This is a genomic window from Cysteiniphilum halobium, assembly GCF_003574425.1.
Classification (GTDB): domain Bacteria; phylum Pseudomonadota; class Gammaproteobacteria; order Francisellales; family Francisellaceae; genus Caedibacter; species Caedibacter halobius.
Genome location: NZ_QLIU01000073.1, coordinates 1 through 1,074, shown reverse-complemented (window position 1 = coordinate 1,074; position 1,074 = coordinate 1). Strand labels below are relative to the sequence as shown.

The 1,074-nt window shown below is 38.1% G+C and carries 1 protein-coding gene; it reads right to left on the bottom strand.

Annotated features, from left to right (window positions below):
• Nucleotides 1–59: 59 nt before the first annotated feature.
• Nucleotides 60–950 carry an IS982 family transposase gene (locus DNK85_RS10675; RefSeq protein ID WP_119329550.1) on the bottom strand — a complete coding sequence of 297 codons (891 nt, stop codon included), beginning with the start codon at nucleotides 948–950 and terminating at the stop codon, nucleotides 60–62.
• Nucleotides 951–1,074: the final 124 nt, after the last annotated feature.

The following is a 1,074-nucleotide window of genomic DNA, read 5'->3' as shown; positions in this document are numbered from 1 at the left end:
TAATTAAGCTTGTAAAAAAATTGGTTCACAGAACCTAGATAAACGCCATGTTCAACTTTTTAAATTCCTAATTTTTCAAACTGTATGGTTGAATAGCCTTTACTTTTGCATATTACAGCACCAATAGTATGAGCAAGTAATTTTCTAGCAATCCGTTTTGTTAAATGCCAGCAATCACGCGCACGAACTTTCTCAATATTAAACCGTTCAGTTAATTGACCAATAACAGTTTCCACTAGCCTGCGAGTAGATACAATCCAGCGATTGGCATCTTTTCCTCGATTATCTGACATATTTCCCCTTGTAGGGGTTTGCAAATTAACACCAGTCTCCTGCCTGAAATCCTTTTGATAATCCTGACCAATTAGACCTTTATCAGCAAGTAATAAACCATGGATGCCAGGCACAACCTCGTAAAGCGATTCCCTTTCATCAATATGCGCTGGTGTCACTGTGATGCCTGTAATAACACCCTCTGAGCTAATACATATATTACCCTTGAAGCCATAATATGTTTCCTCCTTGGAGGCACAGTACCCATAAGTGGCTGTATCCCTGAAAATTTTACTTGAGCGTGCTCGTTTAAAGTGGCACACAGGGATTGGGAAACCATCTGCTAAATGGATCGAGTCTGCAAAAGCATTTAATTTACTTGCCAGAGCATACTGTATTTGCTGATGAACCTGCCATAAATTTGCAGATTGCTTCACATAGTTACTACGACTGCCAAGACCTGGAAACCAGGACTGCCAATGCGTCTTAAAGTATTGCCATATACCTTTATCTGTGTCTTTGCCCATAAATTCTCCTACAATATCTATGGTAATCACTTCTGCATCTGAAAGCTTTGGCGCAAAGCCTCGAGCTCTTAAGGGGTGTTCTTTTGTCAGGTTTTTTAATTCATTGTCTACCAAACAATACACAGAAATGATAAAGTCTTCTAATAGCATAAGGTGTGCTTCCAGTTTTTTTGTGCAAATTAAAAACTAAAGCTTTTCCTTATGCTATGCAATATCTACCACTTAAAAAAGTTGAACATGGCGTAAAATAATAAAAATAGCAAAAGGATAAAGG